This is a genomic window from Peptoniphilus duerdenii ATCC BAA-1640 (genome assembly GCF_000146345.1).
Classification (GTDB): Bacteria; Bacillota; Clostridia; order Tissierellales; family Peptoniphilaceae; genus Peptoniphilus_B; species Peptoniphilus_B duerdenii.
Genome location: NZ_GL397071.1, coordinates 751,340 through 765,573, shown reverse-complemented (window position 1 = coordinate 765,573; position 14,234 = coordinate 751,340). Strand labels below are relative to the sequence as shown.

The 14,234-nt window shown below is 35.2% G+C and carries 13 protein-coding genes; 6 read left to right on the top strand and 7 right to left on the bottom strand.

Features of this window, described 5'->3' with window-relative positions:
* Window positions 1-38: 38 nt before the first annotated feature.
* Genes HMPREF9225_RS03435 through HMPREF9225_RS03410 form a run of 6 tightly spaced genes read right to left on the bottom strand, consistent with a single transcriptional unit; the run spans window position 39 to window position 7,301 of the window.
* Window positions 39-4,040 (bottom strand): ABC transporter permease, encoded by a 4,002-nt coding sequence (locus HMPREF9225_RS03435; RefSeq protein ID WP_008901549.1) that lies wholly within the window; start codon window positions 4,038-4,040, stop codon window positions 39-41.
* Between the two features lies 1 nt (window position 4,041).
* Complete coding sequence (locus HMPREF9225_RS03430) at window positions 4,042-4,743, bottom strand: ABC transporter ATP-binding protein (RefSeq protein ID WP_040551300.1); 702 nt, start codon at window positions 4,741-4,743, stop codon at window positions 4,042-4,044.
* Window position 4,744: 1 nt separating this feature from the next.
* Window positions 4,745-5,047, bottom strand: a complete 303-nt coding sequence (locus HMPREF9225_RS03425; protein WP_008901547.1) for a cupin domain-containing protein — start codon at window positions 5,045-5,047, stop codon at window positions 4,745-4,747.
* A complete protein-coding gene (locus HMPREF9225_RS03420; protein WP_008901546.1) occupies window positions 5,044-5,604 on the bottom strand; it encodes an ATP-binding cassette domain-containing protein in 561 nt (186 codons plus the stop codon). The genes HMPREF9225_RS03425 and HMPREF9225_RS03420 overlap by 4 nt, the downstream gene beginning before the upstream one ends.
* Window positions 5,591-6,325, bottom strand: coding sequence for an ABC transporter permease subunit (locus HMPREF9225_RS03415; protein ID WP_008901545.1), 735 nt, complete (start codon window positions 6,323-6,325; stop codon window positions 5,591-5,593). The genes HMPREF9225_RS03420 and HMPREF9225_RS03415 overlap by 14 nt, the downstream gene beginning before the upstream one ends.
* Complete coding sequence (locus HMPREF9225_RS03410) at window positions 6,300-7,301, bottom strand: ABC transporter substrate-binding protein (protein ID WP_008901544.1); 1,002 nt, start codon at window positions 7,299-7,301, stop codon at window positions 6,300-6,302. The genes HMPREF9225_RS03415 and HMPREF9225_RS03410 overlap by 26 nt, the downstream gene beginning before the upstream one ends.
* Before the next feature lie 89 nt (window positions 7,302-7,390).
* On the opposite strand from HMPREF9225_RS03410, the gene HMPREF9225_RS03405 reads away from it, so the two are divergent.
* The 3 genes from HMPREF9225_RS03405 to HMPREF9225_RS03395 all read left to right on the top strand — a co-directional run bounded on the left by HMPREF9225_RS03405 (window position 7,391) and on the right by HMPREF9225_RS03395 (window position 10,584).
* Window positions 7,391-7,912 (top strand): guanylate kinase, encoded by a 522-nt coding sequence (locus HMPREF9225_RS03405; RefSeq protein WP_008901543.1) that lies wholly within the window; start codon window positions 7,391-7,393, stop codon window positions 7,910-7,912.
* Window position 7,913: 1 nt separating this feature from the next.
* A complete protein-coding gene (gene rpiB / locus HMPREF9225_RS03400; protein WP_008901542.1) occupies window positions 7,914-8,357 on the top strand; it encodes a ribose 5-phosphate isomerase B in 444 nt (147 codons plus the stop codon).
* Between the two features lie 205 nt (window positions 8,358-8,562).
* On the top strand, window positions 8,563-10,584 hold the full coding sequence (locus tag HMPREF9225_RS03395; RefSeq protein WP_008901541.1) for a stalk domain-containing protein: 2,022 nt from the start codon (window positions 8,563-8,565) through the stop codon (window positions 10,582-10,584).
* Window positions 10,585-10,623: 39 nt separating this feature from the next.
* Here HMPREF9225_RS03395 and HMPREF9225_RS03390 read toward each other — a convergent pair whose 3' ends face one another.
* The gene (locus HMPREF9225_RS03390) at window positions 10,624-11,514 is read right to left on the bottom strand and encodes a fructose bisphosphate aldolase (protein ID WP_008901540.1); all 891 of its coding nucleotides are present in this window, start codon (window positions 11,512-11,514) and stop codon (window positions 10,624-10,626) included.
* A gap of 187 nt (window positions 11,515-11,701) precedes the next feature.
* Here HMPREF9225_RS03390 and HMPREF9225_RS03385 point away from each other — a divergent pair, with 187 nt between their 5' ends.
* The 3 genes from HMPREF9225_RS03385 to HMPREF9225_RS03375 are packed head-to-tail and all read left to right on the top strand — an operon-like array spanning window position 11,702 to window position 14,234.
* A complete protein-coding gene (locus HMPREF9225_RS03385; RefSeq protein WP_008901539.1) occupies window positions 11,702-11,911 on the top strand; it encodes a DUF1858 domain-containing protein in 210 nt (69 codons plus the stop codon).
* A gap of 48 nt (window positions 11,912-11,959) precedes the next feature.
* A complete protein-coding gene (locus tag HMPREF9225_RS03380) occupies window positions 11,960-13,078 on the top strand; it encodes an AI-2E family transporter (protein WP_040551610.1) in 1,119 nt (372 codons plus the stop codon).
* A 7-nt stretch (window positions 13,079-13,085) separates the two neighbouring features.
* Window positions 13,086-14,234, top strand: coding sequence for a cation diffusion facilitator family transporter (locus tag HMPREF9225_RS03375; RefSeq protein WP_008901537.1), 1,149 nt, complete (start codon window positions 13,086-13,088; stop codon window positions 14,232-14,234).

Sequence of the window (14,234 nt, the reverse complement as noted above, 5' to 3'; positions counted from 1 at the left end):
TCAATAAAAAATGGCCACTTCTGTGACCATTTATTTTTTTAATCCTGTGCCTTTAATGCACTTACCATATCTACTTTTTGAAGTTTTTTGTGGAATACCATCATGATTGATAGTGTTACTATTATGGTTATCGCTGCTGATAGGAAGTATGATCTCACTACCAATTTTGGATCTAGCATAGCATTATATGGAACTACTACTTGCAAAACTCCGTAGTGGAGTATCTTTCCTACCACCATTCCAACGATTATTCCCATTACTGTTAGAGATAGTGTCTCTCTATAGATATACTCTGTAACTTCTTTTGGATAGAATCCCAGAACTTTGATGGTGGAGATTTCTCTCATTCTCTCTTCGATATTTATATTCGTAAGATTGTATAGCACCACCACTGCGAGCATAGATGATGCGACGATTATGATTAGTACCACTAGCATTATTGAATACATAAAGTTATCGAGGATCTTTTCCATGGTAGATACATCCATGGTGCCCAAGGTTACTTTGTAATCCATAAGTTTTGATACTACGCTGTCATTCATCTTCTTATCTGTTAATTTTATGAGTCTTGCGTTGGATTCATATTCTTTTCCGAAGACTTTTTCATAATAGTCTCTATTCATAAATATGAAGTGACCTATATACATTTCTGATATTTCTGCCACTTGAACTTTATAAACCTCACCATGTTCATCTTTTACTTCGATTAAATCTCCCACTTTTACTTTCAAAAGTTTTGCAATCTTTTCTGAGATGACTGCACCCTTTTCTGGAAGCTCAATATTTTTTCCTGTCCATCTATTTCGTAAGTTTATATAGTCTTCTAAGTGGTCTGTGCTTTCTGGAACGAATAGGGATATGTTTTGATCTATCTCTTTAAATTTCGCTTTGAAATTCTTGATTATAAATGAATCTTCTTCTTTTATTCCTTCGATGCTGTCGATTTTTTGGCTGAAGTCTTCGTATTCTTCCTTGTCGATATTTCTGTCGTAGATTATTCCAAGGTCGAACTTCATAATTTCACTAAACTGTTTGTCCTTTATTCCACTTACAGATCCTTCAATTCCAAATCCAAGGATTAATAATGCGCTACATCCCATTATTCCAAGGATGGTCATTATCATTCTATTTTTGTAACGGAATATATTTCTTGCAGTTACCTTTTGCAAGAATGTCATCCTCTTCCAAAGCGGAGTTATTCTTTCGATCAAAATCCTCGTGCCTTCTTTAGGTGGGATTCCACGAAGAAGTGTGGCAGCGTTATTTTTAAGTGATTTTTTAAGGGTTAGACCTGCAGTAAGTCCTGTGGATAGTAGTCCTGCTACTAGTGCAAGAAGACTTCTCATCGGATAGATCTTTATTAAAAGATTATCCATAAAGATTGTGTCTGTGGAGTAGGCGTTTCCTATGACATTGGTTAAAAATAGTGATCCTAGAAGTAATCCTATGATTCCGCCGATAAACGCTGAGGTTTCTCCATAGAATAAATATTTCTTTGCTATGTCTATATCACTAAATCCTAGGGCTTTGTATGTGCCGATATTTATTCTATTTTCTTCTACCATTCTCGTCATGGTTGTCCAGCACACAAGCATTGAAATCATAAAGAAAAATACTGGGAAGATCATCGAAAGCATGTCCACCCTAGCTGCGTAGTCGAGGTAGGTGTTTATTCCTTGGTTTAAATATCTCGGTTCAACTGTGTACTCTGTAGCTCCAAGTATCTTTAAGACATCCTTAGCCTTTTCTATATCTTTTTCTGCCTCTTTTATCTTGTCGTCTGCGGTAAGTTTATTTTCTTCGTATTCTTTTTCGCCGGTGGAGAGATCTCTTCTCGCCTTATTTAATTTTGATTTTGCATCTTTTAATTTGTTTTCGCCTTTAATCTTTTCTTTGTTGAAGGTTTCTTCTCCTTCTTTGTAGGATTTGATTCCTTCTTCGTAAAGAGTTTTGGCTGATTCTATCTTTGCTTTGCCGTCGTTGTATTCTTTTAAGCCTTTTTCGTATTCCGCTTGTCCTTCTTGTAGTTTTCTCTTGGCATCTTCGAGTTTACCTCTGTTGCCTTCCAGTTCCTTCATGCCGTCTTCATACTTTTTAAGACCTTCGTTGTACTTGGCTAGATTTTCTAAATATTCTCTCTCTCCTTCTTGGAAGGTTTCGATTCCTCTCTTAAACTCTTCCATTCCAGCTTCATACTTAACTTTTCCTTCGTCTAATTTCTTACGCCCGTCATCTAGCTGTGCCCTTGCTTCTTGAAGTTTTGCAATCCCTTCTTTTGCTTGTGCCATCTGGGTCTTAAGTTCTTTTAACTTAGCTTCATCTATGTTTCCTATGGTTGGAAAATATTGTTTAAGCGCCTTTCCAATTAGAATTAGTTGTAATTTATTATCTTCTAATTTATTTATATTTTCTTCGCCGGATTTAATGACATCGTCTAGGATTTCTTTCTGTTTCTTCGCAGCATCCAACACTTCTTGTTTCTGTTTCTTCTCTTCTTCTGTGAGAGTTCCTGATGCGATTTGTGATTCCAAGTTTGCAATATCTTTTTCAAGATCATCCCTCTTAGCCTTCGCTTCTTCAACTCCAGCCTTTGCATCTGCTATGGCTTTATCTGCATCGTCCATGTCCTGTGAAGCTTTTATTGCAGAGTCGAGGAGTTTATCCATGTCATCAATTCGTTGAGCTGTTCCGTCTAGGCTTAGACCCTTTGTGCCAGTTGCTATCTGAAGATCAGCTAGTCCATCTTGGAACTTCTTTTCACCTTCTGCAAGTTTCTTTTCGTTTTCATCCAGTTCAGCTTTTCCATCTTGAAGTTTTTTGCCATTTTCTTCAAGTTTTCTTCTGCCTTCTTCGAGTTTTAATTTTCCTTTATCCAGTTCAACCTTCGTGGTATCAAGTAGTTCTTTAGCTGCTTTTAGCTTAGCTTCTCCTGTTATGAACTCTTCTTTTCCTTTTTCATATTCGTTTTTGCCGTCGTCGAGTTCTTTCTTTCCGTCGTCAAGTTTTTCTTTTGCGTCTTTTAACTTCTTGTCATTTTCATCTATTTCAGCCTTGCCATCGTCAAGTTTTTTCTTGGAATCATCGAGTTTCTCTCTACCTTTGGAGATTTCAGTTTCGTATTCCTTGTATCCCTTTTGGTAGTCCCTCTCTCCTTTTTCTAAGGCTTCCTTACCTTCGTCCAGTTTATTTTTTCCGTCTAAGAGTTTTATCTTCGCGTCTTCAATCTTTTCTTCTCCGTCGACAATCTTGCCTTCTATGTCTGCTTTCAAAGAGTCGAGGCGTTCTTCCGGTCTGAATTTCAAATCTATTTCCAAACTGTCGGCAGCAGGTTTTATAATATTTTTATATTTTTTGCTGGCAGTCTTTAGCCCAGATGTGTCCTCTAGGATAATTCTTGCAATGGTCGGGTCGCTATTGAAATTACTCTTGTCGATAAAACCAAATCCCTTTAGTGTTCCCAGACCTCTCCTTGAGGATCCACGCATAGCATCTTGAGCGTATTCCATACATTCTGTAAAGCCGACAATTTTGAAGCTATACCTCTTTAAAGAATCTTTTTCATCTACTCCAGTGCCAAATTTGTCGATTTCTTTTCTAAAATTGATCGTGTCTCCAATTTCATATCCTTCTTTTTCAAGATTTCTATCGAGGACGATCTCATCTTCAGATTCGACATTTCTTCCCTTAGTTAAGAGATGTTTTGAAATATTTATAGGATTTGACAAAACTTTTATCCCAAAATCCGTCCCATCTATTATGAGATCTTCGTCGTAATCTATTTGAATCTTGGAAATATTCTCTTGTCCTTCGATAATGTCCAGGTCCTTCTTCTTAAGACCCATTGGAGAATATACCATGAGATCTTGTAAGTTTGAATCCTTTACAAATTTTTCAAAGGTATCCCTCATGGTTGGTCCTGTGGTAATTAGGCCTACAAAAACGAAGACACCTAGTCCAACTATAAGTATAATTGATATGAATTTTGAAAATGTCTTTTTAATTTCCCTAAAAGTATCTTTCTTTAGGCCATCATTTTTCATACTACCACTCTATTTCATCTATATTTTTCGGATTTTCGTTAATCGTCAAACTTCCTAGTTTTCCATCTACTATCTCAAGCACCCTGTCACCTATTGGAGCAATCATGGTGTTGTGAGTAATTATAAGTACTGTTGTGTCCGTGTTTCTCGCTGTTTCTTGTAAGATTTTTAGAACCTGTCTTCCAGTGTGATAATCAAGAGCTCCTGTCGGTTCATCGCAGAGAAGAACCTTTGGATTTTTACATATTGCCCTTGCGATTGCAACCCTTTGTTGCTCCCCACCTGAGAGTTGTTGAGGGAAGTTATTCATCCTATCTTCTAGTCCTACGGATTTTAAAACTTCTTTTGCATCAAGAGCATTGTTTACTATTTGTGATGCAAGCTCAACATTTTCAAGGGCAGTTAAATTTGAGATTAGATTGTAATTTTGAAATACAAATCCCATATCTTCCCTACGATATGTCGTCATTTCTTTTTCGTTTAGTGTGGACAAATCTCTGTCGCCTATTTTCACAGTGCCTTCGTCGCATCTATCCATTCCTCCTAAAATATTTAAGAGGGTGGACTTCCCTGCTCCTGAAGGACCGATTATAAGTGCGAGCTCACCTTTATTTATGTCGAAGGAAATATCATTGTTTGCAAGGACAATGGTGTTTCCAGCGGTAAATCTCTTGGTCATGTTCCGAACTTCTATAAATGCCATTTTACACCTTCTCATATATACAGTGCCATAGGCAGTGAGGTTCACTTGAAGTGTAGCTCACCCTATGTCTAGTATTTTTCTCTATCAAAATATAATCTCCAGCGGACATTTCTATTTCTTTATCATTTTCAAAAGTTATTCTTGCCTTGCCTTGAATGAGGAAGACATGTTCATTCATCGAGCTTTCCATAAAGTCTGTAGTCTCGCCTGAGCTTACTATTCTTATGATTTTTATATACCCATTCTCATAAATGGTCTCTTCAAGCTCTACGCCACTTTCTTTTCTATATTCAAAAAAATTCAAATCTCTACCTTCCTCGCTCCAAGTTTTTCCACTTGGCTTTCACTGTGAGTTACAAAAATTATACTTCCATCGAAATGATTTTCAAGATAAGAAATCATGAGGTCCTCACTCTCTTCGTCCACTTCCCTTATGGCTTCGTCCATTAAAAGCAGATCACAGGGCACCAAAAGGGCTCGAAGAAATGCGATTCGCCTCTTCATTCCACCGGAGAGAGTCTTCACCTTTTGATTTAGAGTACTTCCTAGTCCGAGTTCCTCAAGTAACTTTTCTAGCTCACTTTCTTCTTTATCCGTTACGAACTTTAAATTTTCGTAGACGGTTCTATTTTCAAATAGTAGATTGTCCTGGAAGATCATCGATATTCTTGCGTCATCATCTAGATTTACTTCTCCATCGTAATCAGAAATCTCCCCGGAGATAATCTTTAGAAGAGTGGTCTTGCCTGCGCCGGATCTTCCGACTATAGCTAGTCTCTCTTTAGAATTTAATTTTAAATTGAAATTTTTTAGAATTATTTTTTCACCAAAGGATTTGTTTAAATTTTTAATCTCTAGCATCAAGACACCTCAAAACAATCTTTTCCACAAGGTATGAAATCAGCACTGTAAAAATACTAAAGGTCAAAAGCTCATTTAGATCTAAATATATTTTGGATTCGTAGATCCTAGTGCCGAGACCGTGCTCTGGATGAGATATTACCTCCGCCGCAACAGAAGCTTTAAAAGCCATGCCTATTGCCACAGATAGAGCCGCTTTTAAATAGGTCATAAGATGATCCATATAGATATATTTAAAAATTAAATATTTCTTCGCCCTATACATCTTCGCCATGAAGAGATATTCTTCGTCGATGTTTCTAAGTCCTTCCATAATGTTTGTAAACACTATTTGAAGGCTTACGATTGAGGCGGTAAAAATATTTAAATATTTGGAACTTACAAAAAAGAGAAAAAAAACAATAAAAGAAACTATTGGTACAGCTTTAAAAATCATGACCAATGTCTTTGATAACTCCATAATAAAAGTTGATTTATAGGATAGATATGTAAGTAGAATTGCGATTATTATCCCTAAAATTATTCCGCATAGAGTAAAAGTTAAAGTATAAAAAATATCTAAATAAAATTCTCTAGTTAAAACATTTACATAAATATTTTGTAAAACAGAGAGTGGAGATACTTTAAATATCTCCACGTCTACAAAATTATACAAAATTTGCCATATTAAAATGACTGTTAGTCCTGTAAATATTCTATCTTTCGTAGTAGAATCCTTCATCAGGCAAAGCTCCTCCTATGGATTTTGGATTTACAGAGAATAAGCTTTCGTAAAACTTAGAAAGATCTTCTTTCATCTTGTCAGAATCTTCGTACATGATCTTACAATTTGGAATTGCCTTAACTGCAACATCTTCAGGGAATATATTCATTTCTCCGATTATCTTAGCAGCATCAGCAGTCTTTTTATTTGCAAAATCTACGCTATCCTTGTAGTGATCAAGGAACTTTTCAAGGCTTAGTTTATCTTCATCACTTTCAAGAGTTTGTAGATATTTGTTTGAAACTACAGTAACTCCAGCGATAAGTTCTCCAGCACCTTCAATCTTTGACCATTCATCTCCAAGAGAAATTCTAGAATCAAGACCTTCAACCTTGCCCTTTGCAACGGTTAAGAATGGTTCTGGAAGTAGAGCCACATGATCAGGATTCTTTGCAAGATCAGCTACAACTTCTGTATGTTCAGATTTAAAATCAAAAGTTACATCCTTGTCTGGATCGATTCCATTCTTTTCCAAGATAAATCTTAGAACAAATTCAGGAGTCGCACCTTTACCAGATGCTACTATAGTCTTGCCTTTTAAATCTTCTAGAGTCTTAATAGATTCATCTTTAGATGCGATATTTAAGACTGAACGAGTGTTAATTGCTAGAACCTTTAGCATTTGTCCCTTAGATTTATTGTAAAGAATAGATGCAAGGTTTGATGGAATAGCTGCAATATCAAATTCTCCCTTTGATAGACCTGCAACTACTTCTTCCGGCGAATTTAAAATCGTATATTCATATTTGTCGTAACTATTTCCTTCGTCGCTATCTTTAAAAAGTTTTACAAGACCCATTGAAGTAGGGCCTTTGAGGGCTGCCACTTTTATAGTTTTTTGTTCGTGCTTGTCATCTTTGTAAGATGCGTTATTTGAAGCACATCCTGTAAGTAAGAGAATGGCTGCCATAAAAATAAATAGATATTTTTTCATTTCCTTTCCTCCTAAATATATTATAGTTTATTCTTTTGATATTGTCTATTAAGAAGCTACCGTGTATAATACTTTAAACGGAGGAAATTATGCTTATATTAATAGTCGGAAACTCAGGTTCAGGCAAGACCACTCAGAAAAAAATACTGACAAGTGAATACGGATTTAAAAAAATAACCACCTACACCACGAGGGAGAAAAGAGTAGGCGAACTTGAAGGAGTAGACTACTATTTTCTTAGTAGAGAAGAATTTGAAAAGAAGATAGAAGATAATTTCTTCTTTGAATACACAGAGTACTGCAAAAATCTCTACGGCACATCTCTAAAATCCATAGAAGATGCAGCAAGCTCCAAGGACAAGTATGTCCTAATCGTAGAATCAAATGGAGCTTTTGCAATAAAAGAAAAGATAGAAGCAAAAGCAATCTATCTGAAAATTCCAAGAGAAGAAATAGAAAATAGACTTAAAGAGAGAAACGATGACGAAATTTCTATCAAAACTCGCCTAGAAGAAGTTGAAAATTCAGAAAAAATATGTGATTATGTAATAGACGGAACACTTCCAATATATGAAGTTACAAAAAAAATATTAGAAATCACGGGAGAATAAAATGAAAATAGGATTTGGCTCAGACCACGCAGGCTTTCATCTAAAAGAAAACCTAAAAAAATATTTAGAAGAAAAAGGACACGATGTAGTAGACTACGGAACACATTCCGATGAGAGAGTCGACTACCCAGACTTCGCAGAAAAAGTTGCCCTAGCAGTAGCATCAAAAGAAGTAGAAAAAGCAGTCTTAGTATGCGGATCAGGAGTGGGCATCTCCATCTCAGCAAATAAAGTACACGGCATAAGAGCCTGCTGCTGTTCAGAACCATACTCAGCTAGAATGAGTGTAAGACACAACGACGCAAATATAATCTGCATGGGAGCAAGAATCGTAGGAGAAGACCTAGCTAAGATGATAGTGGATGAATTTTTCGAAGCAGAATTCGAAGGCGGACGCCACGAAGGCAGAGTTAAAAAAATGATGAATCTAGAAAAACATCTTTGATAAATTAAAAGCCGAAAGGCTTTTTTTATTTTTTGAATAAACTTCATTTCTCTTTTAAGTAAAAATTTTTAAAATTATTATATTATCCATAAAATTTTTTGTTGTCAGATAATTTTTTACCATGTTATAATAAAACGACAATTTAAATTTGACATTATTTTAACACACTGATTTAAATTGTAATTCATTTTAAAGGAGATGTTATATGAAGAAAAAAACAGTTTCGCTAATTTTAGCGTCGTCAATTGTGCTTAGCACATTTAGTCCTGTTATTGCGGCTGAAAATCTTATAAATCTACAAGATGCAGAAGTGGCACAACAAATTGAAGCTTTAGCTGAAGGAAATAATAATTGTCCAACAAAAGAAATTTACGAAGAAGCTGCCAATGGAATGTTTAATAAAATCGGAGAAAAAAGCGGCATTTATAAGGCGACATATTATCCTAATGCAAAGATAGCAGAAATTCTAATCATCGATAAAAGTAAAGATGCAAAAGAACTTACGGAATCTAATTTTGTAGATGAAATTTATAATCTTTATAAGAATCATAATCTTGTAAAGTTTAAAATAGGAAATGAGACCGAAAAGCATCTAAATATCCTTGCAAAGGATTTAGAAGAAGCGGAAATTAAAAATACTTTTAAAAATAGTTTCTCAACAGATCTTATAAATGCAGTTCAAGCTGGTGGTTCTGGTACCGGAAAAATATCTGACTTCATAGGTAAAGTTTTTCAAATACAACTTACATTCCAAGCACCTAATTGTAATGATTCGGTTGTTTTAAAGTATGAATTCAGAGGAAAAGAAGCTATTGCTTCTGTTATGAAAGATAATATAAAAACAAAAGACATCAATGTTTGGAAAGGTTCAACCGAAATAAATTGGAAAGACGGCGTTGAAATTATAAAAAAACCAGGAGAAAACCAACAAGGGCTTGTTAAGTATTTAGAAGAAGCTACAGTTGAGGATGCTTCCAATAGAGATACTAAAGATGCCGGTGATAAAAAAGGAAATTTAAAATTATCTTTTACAGATGGTTCTGAACTTGTCCTTCCGGGTCACAATTTACATGTTTCTTCTCACGCAACTTCTGTAGATGATCAAAATGTCCCAGAGGATGCAATTAAAGTTACACTAAAAATTGGTAAAGGTGTTGAAGCTGGTGAAGAGCCAAATATAGTTGGTGAGTCTAAGGAATACGGTTCTTATAAAGTAAAACCAGGATTTGATGTTTCTAAAGACCAACACGAAGCTCTTCACCAAACATTATTTGAACTTGTATCTCCAAGAGCAATAAAAGGCTATGAAAATCCAACTTGGAAATCACTAAGTGCAAATCCTAATGATTTTATAGTTTCTATGACAAACAATGTTTTTGTGGCGAGTGCAACAGAATCTGTATCTTCAATACCAGAGGTAAATGTTTTAAGAGACGGTGCAACATCCATAACTGGAACTGGTGTAAAAGATGCAACAATAAATGTAACTGTGCCAGGAATTGCAAACAGTATCGAGACTAAGGTGGATGGCAACTCAAAATGGGAAATCAAACTTCCAGCAGGCAAATCTTTAAAGACTGGAGATAAGTTAGTCGTAACTCAAAAAGAGGAAGGAAAAAAAGTTTCTCCTGCAAAAGAAGTAATTGTAAAAGAAAAAGAAAAAGAGATGCCTAAACCTATACCAATGCCTGAGAAACCTAAGAAGAAAGATACAAACAAAACTCCTAACTACTACTATGGATTTAATTACTTCTCACCACTTACTTCATCAAAAAAGAAGACTGACTCTTCTAGCAAGGCTGTAGCTTCATATGTGTTTAATATAAATAAAGATGAGTTTGAAATAACAATAAATGGTACTACAATGAAGTCTAAGATGTATACTTCCCCAGTGATTAGAAATGGTAGAACTATGTTACCTCTTAGAAATATCGCAGAAGCTATCGGAGTAGATGTTAGCTGGGATAGCAAGACAAGAACCGCATCTTTTACAAAGGACGGTTTAACTGCTTCTATCCAAATTGATGGCGATGAAATTTCATATTCAAATGGAAAAGTTGTAAAGATGGATTCAAAACCAATTATAAAAGATAATAGAATTTTAGTTTCTCTTGTAAATGTTGCAAATATTTTTGGCTTAACCAATGGAAATGTAGAAGATGCTAAAGATCAAGACATCGAATGGAACAAGGATAATAATACAGTAACTATTAAACTACAAAAATAAATTAAAAGCAGACTATTTTTTATAGTCTGCTTATTTTTTTTATTTATTTGATGATGCGTCGTAGATGGATTCTACTGATTCTCCTAGAAGTCTATCGAATTCTTCTTCTGTCATATCGTTTTGGAGTCCTTCTGTTAAAGCTCTTGAGAATGATGCTACCATTCTTCTGTTTTCTTTTAATCTTCTATTTGATTCTTCCCTTGAGTATCCGCCTGATAGTGCTACAACTCTGACTACATTTGGAAAATCGTTAAAATCATCATATAGATTTGGAACTTCTGGAAGTGTCATCTTAAACATTACATAGGTTTTTTCGCCAAGTTTTTTTAGTTCTTCAATCATTATTTCGTGTAGGAACTTTTCGATTTTTTCTTTTTCTTCTGCATGAATGTCTACTTCTGGTTCGATGATTGGAACGAATCCTGCATTTGCAATCTTCTTTGCGTAGTCGAATTGTTGTTTAACTACTGCTTTTATTCCTTCTTCATTGTAGGAATAAATTACTGATCTCATCTTGGTACCGAAGATATTTCTTTCTTTTGCATTTTCTAGTAGTTCGTCTATGGATTTCATTTCCTTCATTAGCTTAACTCCGTTTTCCTCTTCAGCCAAGCCTTCATCTACTTTTAGAATTGGAACTACATTCTTTTCTTCCCAAAGAAAATCTGGTGTGTACTTGCCATCTATTTTTGAGTTCATGGTTATCTTAAATAGGATTGCTGCAAGTATTTTTTCTCCGCTAAATGATGGTGATTTTATAATCCTTGTTCTCATCTTATGAACTAGGTCAAACATTTCTTCTTCTGAGCTGTACTTATCTTCGCCTATTCCATAAAGTCTAAGAGCCTTTGGTGTTGATCCTCCTGATTGATCAAGCGCTGCTATAAATCCTTTGTTATTTCTTAGTTTATCTAATTGTTTCTGATTCATTTCGTCCTCCTTGTACCATATTCATTATCAGTATATCACATTGGAATTAAAACTACATTTCTAATTTATTCAAATCTAAGTTTATTTGTATTTTTTCATCTTATTAGGCGTTTTAATTTACATAATTTCTCGCCTATGATAGAATGTTTATGACCCCTAATGGGTATATTATTTACGGAGGTGTCTTATGAAAAAAGTAACTAAAGATATGCTTATTGGACAAATTATTCAAGATCATCCAAATTCAGTATCAACTTTAATGAGCTTTGGTCTTGGCTGTGTTATGTGCCCAGCTAGCCAAATGGAATCTCTTGAAGAAGCTGCAATGGTACACGGCATGGACGTTAACACTTTGGTTGAAGCTTTGAATGGTGCTATAGAAAAAGCAGAAGCTTAATTGAAAGGCGAAGACTCTATGTCTTCGTCTAATTTTTTTGAGGTAAAAATGACTAAATTTGATTATAAAAACATACGAAATATTGTCTTTAGCGCCATTTTATTAATTGGAGCCCTTTTTTATATTGAGGCGATTAAAACAATACTTTTAAATATTATCGGAGTAACAACTCCTTTTTTAGTAAGCGGTGCAGTAGCATTCGTCCTTACTATTCCTATGAATTTTATAGAAAAATTATTAAATAAAGTTAAATCTAAAAAGTTTAAAAAATTTATAAGGCCTATTTCTATTATTTTGACTTTGATTTTAACCTTTGGAATTATAACTCTTGTTATAGCTCTTATAGTTCCACAACTTATAAATGCTGTTGTAACTATTGAAAAAAATCTGCCTGCCATTGCACAAAAGTCGATAGACTTTCTAAAATCATATAGTTTCACAGAAGCTTATGGAGAAAAGCTCGATAAATTTGTAAACAATCTAAGCTGGAATCATCTTTTCGACAGGATAAAAGGATTTTTCGATGGATCTAACTCATCTATCGCTAAGTCAGTTTTAGGAACTGCATCAGGAATCTTTGGTTCCATTGCCAATGCCTTCTTCTCTTTTATATTTACGATCTATATTTTGGCAGACAAGGAACATCTTTCTTACCAAGCTAAGAAACTTGTAGATGCAATATTTTTAGAAAAGGCTCCTTATGTTAAACACGTGCTTTCAATGACTAAAAATAATTTTTATTACTTCGTAAAGGCACAACTTATTAAGGCATCCATCATGGGTATTGTGACATTTATCATGATGATGATTCTTGGTCTTCCTTACCCTAGCATGATTGCAGTAATAGCTGCCACCACAGATTTAGTTCCACTTATCGGACCTATTATAGGAGTATTTCTCGGAGTATTATTCATCCTTATCGAGTCACCGACACAGGCACTTATTTACGCTATCCTTGGAATTGTGCTTCAACAACTAGAAGGAAATATTCTAGATCCAAAGCTCGTTGGAAATTCTCTTTCCATTCCGCCTATGTGGTCACTCTTTGCAGTGGTTGTCGGTGGATCTTTATATGGTGTGGTAGGCATGTGGTTATTCGTTCCACTTTTTGCAACCCTTTATAAAGTAGTTAGTGAGTGGTCAAACTCTAGACTTAAAACAAATTAGGTGATTTATGGAAAATATTATTTTAAAACTCGGCGGATACGATACTCCCCACGAAAATCGTGAAAGGATCACAACCTACGCTTCCCTCATGGGAATTTTATCAAACGTAGTTCTTTCACTGGTTAAGGTCGTAATTGGAATCGTATCCGGCTCAGTGTCTGTGTTGGCAGACGGGGTTAACAATGTATTTGACGTTATGAGTGCAGTGGTTACCATAGTCGGAGTGAAACTCTCCAAGAGACCTCCCGACAAGGAGCACCCTTACGGTCACGGAAGAATAGAATATTTAGCAGCAATGGTAATTTGCATATTTGTATTTGCAGTTGGAGTTCAATTTTTAATTGCATCTTTTAAAAGACTTAAAGATGGAACCATAGATAGCTATTCAAACCTGGCGTTTATATTGATTCTTCTATCAATCGCAGTAAAGGTATATCTATTTACATTTTATAGACACTTAGGTCACAAAATAAATTCTACTCCCCTTATCGCAACGGGGACCGACGCTCTAGGAGATGTGCTAGTTACTTCAGTAGTAATGGTAAATATTATTTCAAATAAATTCTTCAACTTCCACGTAGATGGAGTTGCCGGGATAATCGTATCAATATTTATCATCTACTCAGCATTTTCTCTAATAAGAGATACGGTCTCTGATATCATAGGAGCAAGTCCTGATGAAAATTTGATAAAAGAGTTAAAGAAGAGGATCAATTCATACGATCATGTGGTGGATTCCCACGACTATAGAATCGTATCCTTCGGTCCAGAAGATAAGTTTGCCATAGTGGATGTAGAACTCCCTCACGAGATGGATATCTACACCGCCCACGCAATCATAAGTGAGATTGAAAGAGAAGTCGGGGACGAAATGGGCATAAGACTTATCATACACATCGAACCACAGGGAATGACTGGAGAAAAATATATAAAAGCAGAGGAAAAGATTAGAAGTGTCATGGACAGATTAAACGGATTTGTAGATTTTCATGACCTTATAATCACATCGGAAACTTTGAGCTTCGATGCGGTTATTGACGGCAATCTCCTTAAGAGTACCAAGGAAAGAAAAGAAATGGTAGATAGAATTACCAACGAAATAAAGAAAGAAATCCCAGGATACAAAATCCTAGTTAGAGCGGGAGAAAGGTTTTAG